Annotated in this window: 7 protein-coding genes, 2 tRNA genes and 1 pseudogene; 5 read left to right on the forward strand and 5 right to left on the reverse strand. The window is 39.6% G+C overall.

The features are described from left to right. The coding region (locus J582_RS23825; RefSeq protein WP_032048759.1) for a DUF559 domain-containing protein at positions 1-359 on the forward strand (359 nt) is incomplete at its 5' end. An 84-nt stretch (positions 360-443) separates the two neighbouring features. On the opposite strand, the gene J582_RS23830 is transcribed toward J582_RS23825, so the two are convergent. The 3 genes from J582_RS23830 to pyrC all read right to left on the reverse strand — a co-directional run bounded on the left by J582_RS23830 (position 444) and on the right by pyrC (position 2,219). Beyond that, positions 444-519: transfer RNA gene (locus J582_RS23830), tRNA-Glu, on the reverse strand. Between the two features lie 18 nt (positions 520-537). After that, complete coding sequence (rnt, locus tag J582_RS23835) at positions 538-1,200, reverse strand: ribonuclease T (RefSeq protein WP_001982681.1); 663 nt, start codon at positions 1,198-1,200, stop codon at positions 538-540. Beyond that, positions 1,185-2,219, reverse strand: coding sequence for a dihydroorotase (gene pyrC / locus J582_RS23840; RefSeq protein ID WP_032011448.1), 1,035 nt, complete (start codon positions 2,217-2,219; stop codon positions 1,185-1,187). The genes rnt and pyrC overlap by 16 nt, the downstream gene beginning before the upstream one ends. A 149-nt stretch (positions 2,220-2,368) precedes the next feature. On the opposite strand from pyrC, the gene J582_RS23845 reads away from it, so the two are divergent. Continuing rightward, complete coding sequence (locus J582_RS23845) at positions 2,369-3,631, forward strand: GGDEF domain-containing protein (protein ID WP_002049535.1); 1,263 nt, start codon at positions 2,369-2,371, stop codon at positions 3,629-3,631. 60 nt (positions 3,632-3,691) lie between these two features. On the opposite strand, the gene argG is transcribed toward J582_RS23845, so the two are convergent. Next, entirely contained in the window at positions 3,692-5,035 is a 1,344-nt protein-coding gene (argG, locus tag J582_RS23850; protein WP_002049558.1) for an argininosuccinate synthase, read from the reverse strand. Positions 5,036-5,253: 218 nt separating this feature from the next. On the opposite strand from argG, the gene J582_RS23855 reads away from it, so the two are divergent. From J582_RS23855 to J582_RS23865, 3 genes are all read left to right on the forward strand, one after another. Continuing rightward, positions 5,254-5,592 carry a hypothetical protein gene (locus J582_RS23855; protein ID WP_022575005.1) on the forward strand — a complete coding sequence of 113 codons (339 nt, stop codon included), beginning with the start codon at positions 5,254-5,256 and terminating at the stop codon, positions 5,590-5,592. A 127-nt stretch (positions 5,593-5,719) separates the two neighbouring features. Then, complete coding sequence (locus tag J582_RS23860; RefSeq protein WP_032048761.1) at positions 5,720-7,750, forward strand: NADPH-dependent 2,4-dienoyl-CoA reductase; 2,031 nt, start codon at positions 5,720-5,722, stop codon at positions 7,748-7,750. Positions 7,751-7,835: 85 nt separating this feature from the next. Further along, positions 7,836-7,925 (forward strand) — tRNA-Ser (locus tag J582_RS23865). A gap of 78 nt (positions 7,926-8,003) precedes the next feature. Here J582_RS23865 and J582_RS26460 read toward each other — a convergent pair. Then, a pseudogene (locus tag J582_RS26460) lies at positions 8,004-8,217 on the reverse strand (DUF4440 domain-containing protein); the annotation flags it as partial.

Below are 8,217 nucleotides of genomic sequence, written 5' to 3' on the forward strand. Positions count from 1 at the left end.
ACGCGACGCGTAATTTATTTAATCGAAAAGTTGCTGATTTTGTTGTGTTGGATAAAGCATTTAATATCGTTGCTATTGTTGAGTTAGATGATTCTAGCCATAAGGGGAAGGAAAAGTTTGATGCGGAGCGAGATGCTTTAATTCACGAAGCAGGTTTTAAAGTCATACGTTATAAACGAACACCAGAACTAGTACAAATACATCGTGATTTTAATATTACATCAAGTTCATTAGCTCAAGTCTTAATAGAACCAGATTTAACAAAAACAAAGTTAGTTGCTGATGCAATAATTATTGAGAAAGATGATCCAAGTATACAACCCACTCAACATATTGATGAAGTAAAGTTGAAGTCTTAATTTTGAAAATAAAAATTTATCTCATGGATAAAATGTGAAGTGAGATAAAATAATTTGAAGCGATGATTCTTTATAGAAAGAATATGGCGTCCCTACGGGGATTCGAACCCCGGTTACCGCCGTGAAAGGGCGATGTCCTAGGCCTCTAGACGATAGGGACGTTGAGGATGGCGGTATCTTAAGAAGCCGCCACCAAACTGTCAAGGAGGTAAGGTGACAGTTTGTTCAAAATATAGCAAAACAGTTCAGCAGTCTTCTGAGTATCGTATAAAGCAGAGTGTGCTTCTTTACCATCGAACTCAATTCCAGCTTGAATACATGCTTTTGCAAGCACTGTTTGTCCAAACATTACTGCACTTAAAGTAACTGTATCCATGACTGAAAAACTATGGAACGGGTTTTGGTTTTTTGTACCTGAGCGAGCAATCGCTGCTTGTAAAAAGCCAAGGTCAAAATGCGCGTTATGGCCTACGAGTACTGCATGAGTACAATGTTGCTGTTTACGAACTTCATTGACCGATTTAAAAATACGACGTAAAGCGGTTCGCTCATCTTCAGCCATTGCAATACGCATTGGGTTGAATGGATCAATACCAATAAAGTCGAGCGAACGGCGGTCGAGGTTAGCCCCTTCAAAAGGGTTAATATGTGCATGAAATGCAGGACCAGGGACAAATTGTCCCTGAGCATCATACACAATTGGAATGCACGCGATTTCTAGCAATGCATCTGTCTGGGCATTAAAACCTGCCGTTTCAACATCGACAACAACAGGTAAGAAGCCACGAAAACGTTGGCCAATGACCGGGACAGAATTTTCTTGTGTCACACTTTTCTCCATTGCAGCGTTTTCCCGGCATGCAGCGGGATGATTTTTTGATTATCTAAATAATCAAAAGATTCGGGAACGAGATTATCTTCTTTAACCAAAGTAATGGTAGAAGTATTACGTGGTAGACCGTAGAAGTCTGCACCAAAATGGCTAGCAAAACCTTCTAGGCGCTCTAATTTACCGACTTGATCAAACGCTTGTGCATAAAGCTCAATTGCGTTTGGTGCACTATAACAGCCTGCACAGCCACAAGCATTCTCTTTTGCATTTTGTGCATGAGGTGCGCTGTCTGTACCTAAGAAAAACTTAGGATTACCGCTTGTTGCAACTTCAAGTAAAGTTGTTTGATGCGTTTGACGTTTTAAAATTGGTAAACAGTAGAAATGCGGTTTAATACCACCGACCAACATATCATTACGGTTAAATAATAAATGTTGTGGAGTGATTGTTGCCGCCACATTACGGTCTTGTTCTAAAACAAAGTGTGCTGCATCACTAGTCGTGATGTGTTCAAGCACAACCTTAAGTTTAGGGAACTGTTTCAATAAAGGTGATAATACCTCATCTAGGAAGCGTTTTTCACGATCAAAAATATCTACATGATTGTGAGTCACTTCACCATGAAGTAATAACGGAACTTGGTACTCTTCTAATTGCTCAATAACTGCATAAACTTTGCGAATATCACTCACACCATTGTCAGAGTTTGTGGTCGCACCAGCAGGATAAAGCTTAATCGCATTGACATGTTCTGATTCTTTAATTTTACGAACTTCATCTGGTGAAGTATGGTCAGTAAAATAAAGCACCATACGAGGGTCAAAATTATTGCCTTCCGGAACATGAGCAAGAATGCGCTCGCGATAAGCTAAAGCTTCTTCTACTGTTTTTACAGGCGGTACAAGGTTAGGCATACAGATCGCGCGGGCGAATTGTTTAGCCAAATCTGGAACAGTACGTTTTAATGCTAAACCATCACGTAAATGTGCATGCCAATCATCTGGCTGGAGCAGGGTAATAGAGTTCAAGGCAGTTCAAACTTCGAAATAAAACAAATGATAATCGATAAAGTGTGAAAATGGTAACGAGAATTACGGACAAATGGCAAAATAAAGCGCAGGGAGCTTTAAAAAATAATGTTATATTTTGTTAACGCGAAATATGTAGGAATCGACTAGTGGCGAATAGGGGAAATGTCCATCAATTACTCAAATCGAAAGAAGAAATCGAGTATTTGGTCACTCTACATACCCATCGTTACGCCAATATGCCTTTACCAAAGCAGCTAGAAAAAAAATTCTGGTGTTTAAACCTTGATCGTACACGGCAAAACATCTCTAAGTTTTTAGCAAGTGGAGTACTTACTTATTTAATTTTTATTTTACTGGCACTTCCAACTGACTACTTAGTAATTGGTGAACCATATATTACTTTAGACTTTATTCATTGTTTGTTGAGTGCAATGAATATTGCGCTTGCACTCTTATTATTTTGGATTTTTGCCAAATTTAAAAAACTCTCTAATCACTTTTATTTTGCTGCTTGTGGCATTGTTTTCTTCTCAATTATTACAAGTGCCATGTTGTTGCTCAGTGTCGAAAATATGGCACTTAAAAATCAGTCGATGTTGCTTCTTTCATTTTTATATATGCTTGGTTTTATTCTAAGTGGCATCAAACCATTACATATGCTGTACGTTGGTTTATCAGCAGCAATATTGGTTTTTGTTTTTCTTAATTTATTGAATGTAAATTGTGATTATATTGCCCTCGGTCGGGCCTTGTTCGGCACTTGTATTTTAGGTTTCTCAATTAGCACTATGCTCATCTCAAGAGAGCGAAGTCTTTTTTTAAATAACCAACTTGCTGAAATTAATGAGCAGATTTTACGAATTGAAGCATCTGAACTTCTGCATTTAAGTCAGCAAGATGCGCTTACTCAAATTTCAAACCGTCGTACCTTTGACGAAATGTTTGACTTCTTCTATTACCGGGCAAATCAAGAGAAACGTCCGTTAGCTGTTTTATTTATTGATATCGATTTTTTTAAAAACTATAACGATTTTTATGGGCATCAGATGGGAGATAAAGTCATCTCTAGTATTGCGGCAGCAATTAAAAACTCGATTCGTCATGTCGATTTTGTTGCGCGTTATGGCGGTGAAGAGTTCGTTGTACTTTTACCTGAAACACCTGCACAGGGTGCATACGCAGTAGCTGCAAATATTTATAAAGCGATTGAACGGCAAGCCATTCCTCATGCTGCTTCGTTAGTGTCAAAGTATGTCACGATCAGTTTAGGATTTACCGTATATACAGGTGGATTAAAGATGGGACAAGATAAATTGATTCATGCCGCAGATCAGGCTTTATATAGAGCAAAGCAGCTTGGCCGTAATCAAATTTATTATCAGCCTTTACAAGTTGCAGAAATTGCTTAGCTTGACATGAGACTTAAAAAAGCCACCTATAGAGGTGGCTTTTTTGACGTTATAAGAAAATTATTTTTTCTTATTGTCTAATTGAGGAATAGCAGAACCTTGACCGATTGAAAGCAAACCAGCATCTGTATAAATACCAAGTTTTGCACGTGTATCGGTAATGTCGAGGTTACGCATAGTCAACTGACCAATACGATCCATTGGCGTAAACATTGAATCGCCTTTTTCCATTGTTAAACGTTCAGCTTCATACGTTAAGTTTGGAGATTCAGTGTTCATGATGGTGTAGTCATTACCACGACGAAGTTCAAGGGTCACTTCACCAGTAATCGCTTTAGCAACCCAACGCTGTGCAGTTTCACGAAGCATAAGCGCTTGAGAGTCGAACCAACGACCTTGGTAAAGTAAACGACCTAAACGTAAACCATTAATGCGGTATTGTTCGATCGTATCTTCGTTATGAATACCAGTAACCAAACGCTCGTAAGCAATATGAAGAAGAGCCATACCCGGTGCTTCATAAATACCGCGAGATTTCGCTTCGATAATACGGTTTTCGATTTGGTCAGACATACCTAAACCATGACGACCGCCAATACGGTTTGCTTCAAGAATAAGCTCAACTGGATTGTTAAAAGTTTGACCATTTAACGCAACAGGAACACCTTCTTCAAAACGTACAGTTACTTCTTCAGGTTTGATTTCAACTTCTTCTTTCCAGAAAGCAACGCCCATAATTGGATCAACGATTTTGATACCTGCATTTAGGTATTCAAGATCTTTTGCTTCGTGAGTTGCGCCCAACATGTTTGAGTCAGTTGAGTACGCTTTTTCTTTTGACATTTTGTAGTCAAAACCGTTGTCGATGAGGAACTGTGACATTTCTGCACGGCCACCAAGCTCATCAATAAAGTTTTGATCTAGCCAAGGCTTATAAATTTTAAGATTTGGGTTAGTTAATAAACCATAACGATAGAAACGCTCAATATCGTTACCTTTATAAGTTGAACCGTCACCCCAGATGTTTACGTCATCTTCTTTCATAGCAGTAACGAGCATAGTACCTGTTACTGCACGACCGAGTGGAGTCGTATTGAAATAAGGAACACCACCTGTACTGATATGGAATGCACCACACTGAATTGCAGCAATACCTTCAAGTGCCAATTGTAAGCGGCAGTCAATTAAGCGAGCTTTTACAGCGCCGTATTGTTCTGCTTTCTTTGGAATTGCATCGTAGTCATCTTCATCTGGCTGGCCTAAGTTTGCAGTGTATGCATAAGGCTCAGCGCCTTTTTGTTTCATCCACAATAAAGCAGCTGAAGTGTCTAAGCCTCCGGAGAAGGCAATCCCAACTTTTTTGCCTACTGGTACATGCTGCAAGATCGTTGCATTATCAGTCATTGCTAGTCCTAACTATTTCGAAATAGGCACCCTAATACTTCGGTGACCAAGAGAATTTATTCGCTCAGTACTATATCACTTTTCAAATCGATTTTTTTTCTGTTAGGAAAGGAATTCTTTTTTTTTAATTTGAAAAATAGATTAATATTGGAAAAATATAAAGTTTTACGATAAGTATGACAATTTAGACGAAATGCTAAAAAGGAAAAAAACAAAATATGTTGATTCATCACAATCAAATTTTATCGACATTGCATCGTATTACGGGGTTTATTGTAATTTCAGAGCTTATCTATGCGATTTACAATATATTTGTGCATACGCCCAAATACTTTATTGGTAGTCTTTTAGGGCTTATTGCAGCAATCGCTACACAGTTCTTATGCGCTAGAAGTGTTAAGACTGGAACTACAAGCAGCCGTATCGGTTCAATTGTGATATCTATCTTAATGCTTAATATGTTCCCTATAGGAACTGTAATTGCTGTTGTGATGCTATTTTTCTCTTTATTTAAATGGGAAAAAGATTCAACGTTTCAATTACCCATAAAAAATTAAATGAAGGGACACAAGCTCGAATAATTGACAATTTCAACACGTAAAAAAATATGTGTGGTCATCCTAACATTTCAAAAAAGTATTAAAGTACTATGCAACAAGTTGCAAAAAATTATTGGGACGCAGCATGACAAGTTACGCCAATTTATTAAAACCATTACATTTAGGCTTTACCACTATTAAAAATCGTGTGGTGATGGGTTCCATGCATACGGGACTTGAAGATCGTTTTTATAATTACCCAAAACTTGCAGCTTATTTTGAAGAGCGTGCAAAAGGTGGGGTTGGTCTGATTGTGACGGGAGGTATTTCTCCAAACCGTCAAGGCTGGTTGGCTCCAGCTGGCGGAACGATGAATAGCTTATTTGACATTCCGCAGCACCGTTTAGTGACTCATGCTGTCCATAAGCATGGCTCAAAAATCTTAATGCAAATTTTGCATGCAGGGCGTTATGGTTACCAGCCATTTGTAGTGTCGTCGAGTGCAATAAAATCACCGATTTCACCATTTAAGCCACGTCAACTTTCTGAAAAAAATATTCTCAGCACCATTGAAGACTATGCACAGTGTGCTGATATTGCCAAAAAAGCAGGCTACGACGGCGTTGAAATTATGGGGTCGGAAGGATATCTGATTAACCAGTTTTTAAGTCGCCATGTAAACCAGCGTACTGACCGTTGGGGCGGTGAAATTGAAAACCGTATGCGTTTTCCGGTTGAAATTGTTAAAGCGATCCGCGCAAAAGTTGGTGAAAAATTTATTATCTGTTTCCGTTTATCGCTACTCGACCTTGTGCATGACGGTAACACCATGCAAGAAGTAGTCACTGTTGCTAAAGCTTTAGAAAAGGCGGGTGTCACTTTATTAAATACGGGTATTGGTTGGCATGAAGCACGTGTGCCAACTATTGTAACGTCTGTACCTCGTGCAGCGTTTGTCGATTACACGGCTCATGTAAAACAGCATATTTCAATTCCGGTAATTGCATCTAACCGTATTAATATGCCTGAAACTGCCGAAGAGATTTTGGCAAAAGGCAAGGCAGACATGATTCAAATGGCACGTCCTTTATTGGCCGATGCTTTTTGGGTAAATAAAACTGCGACCAATCGTGTAGATGAAATTAATACGTGTATTGCCTGTAACCAAGCATGCTTAGATCATGCATTTAAAAATAAACGTGTGTCTTGTTTAGTCAACCCACGTGCAGGCCATGAAACAGAACTGGTTTATTTAAAAACTAAACAGCCTAAGCGTATAGCAGTTGTGGGTGGTGGTGTGGCAGGTATGTCTGCTGCAACTGTTGCTGCAAGCCGTGGCCATGCTGTGACCTTGTTCGAAGCCAATACAGATGTAGGTGGTCAGTTCAACTTTGCCAAGGTTGTACCAGGTAAAGAGGAATTCCACGAGACAATTCGCTACTTTAAAGTACAGCTTCAAAAAACAGGTGTAGATGTACGTTTAAACACTCGTGTAAATCGTGAACAACTTGAGCGTGAAGGTTTTGACGAAGTTATTGTGGCAACGGGTGTAATACCACGTGCTTTAAAAATTGAAGGAAGTAATTCACCACAAGTTCTTTCCTATGCTCAAGTTTTACAGGGTGCAGAAGTAGGACAAAAAGTCGCAGTGATTGGAGCTGGTGGTATTGGTTTTGACGTATCAGAATTTTTACTTAAACCACCACATCAACCACAGCCTCAACCTTTAGCCGAGTGGCAGCGCGAGTGGGGTGTAGACCCAGATCCGAACTACATTTCTGAAGGTGGTATTCAGTCACCTGTGGTTGAACCAGCGATACGCGAAATTTATTTACTGCAACGTAAAACAACACCACTCGGTATTGGTCTTGGTAAGACCTCGGGTTGGGTACATCGTGCCCAGCTTAAAAAGCATGGCGTACGCATGCTGCGCGGCGTGCAATATAAAGCAGTTACCGATGAAGGGCTGTGGATTGAACATAACGGTCAAGACCAGCTTTTACGTGTAGACACTGTTGTGGTGTGTGCAGGTCAAGAGTCTGTAAAAGACTTGATGCCAAAAGAAGGTGAGTCGACTATAGCGAACTACCATATTATTGGTGGTGCAAAGCTTGCAGCAGAGCTAGATGCGAAGCGTGCGATCAAAGAAGGAGCAGAATTAGCCGCTCAACTGTAAAATTGATGAAACAATATGCACTTGAACACAAAGCGATGATATTTTTCTTGAATAAAATGAATAAGCTTTGTATTCTTACGCACATGGAAGCGTGGCAGAGCGGTTTAATGCACCGGTCTTGAAAACCGACGAGGGTGTGAGTCCTCCGTGAGTTCGAATCTCACCGCTTCCGCCAAAATTCTTAAAAGCCCTTGTTAATGACAAGGGCTTTTTTTATGTCTATAAATTACTTAAAAAATTATATTGCTCTGTTTCATAAATTTCTAAGTATGATCTCTCCTGTGCGTGGGTTCGTTAAAGTCACATTTTCTAGCGCCTGAATACACCAAGAGTTATTTTCCTTAACAAGGACGGTGAGAAGGAGGGTATCAATTTGATGGGGACCCTGGGGATGAGCTAAGCCTGCGGTTAGACGACTCCAAAAATGTGAAATACAGATATCATTAGTTAAAGAGGTGACGTCTATG

Source organism: Acinetobacter sp. 1566109, from assembly GCF_000582255.1.
GTDB lineage: Bacteria > Pseudomonadota > Gammaproteobacteria > Pseudomonadales > Moraxellaceae > Acinetobacter > Acinetobacter nosocomialis.